The organism is Streptomyces varsoviensis, from assembly GCF_000718635.1.
GTDB lineage: Bacteria > Actinomycetota > Actinomycetes > Streptomycetales > Streptomycetaceae > Streptomyces > Streptomyces varsoviensis.
In genome coordinates, this window is sequence record NZ_JOBF01000091.1 from 1 (window position 1) to 268 (window position 268).

A 268-nucleotide genomic window follows, 5' to 3' on the forward strand; every position below is an offset into this window, starting at 1 on the left:
CTCGTCGACGATGATCAGCGTCCGCTCGAACTGCCCCATGTTCTCCGTGTTGATCCGGAAATACGCCTGGAGCGGAATGTCCACATGCACACCCGGCGGAACGTAGATGAACGAGCCGCCCGACCACACCGCCGTGTTCAGCGACGCGAACTTGTTGTCACCCACCGGGATGACCGTGCCGAAATACTCCTGGAAGATCTCCGGGTGCTCCTTGAGCGCCGTGTCCGTGTCCAGGAACAGCACCCCCTGCGCCTCCAGATCCTCCCGG

The 268-nt window shown here is 62.3% G+C and carries 1 pseudogene; it reads right to left on the reverse strand.

The annotated features are described in order from the left end of the window. A pseudogene (locus tag IF55_RS35730) lies at nt 1-268 on the reverse strand (Fe-S cluster assembly protein SufB); the annotation flags it as partial.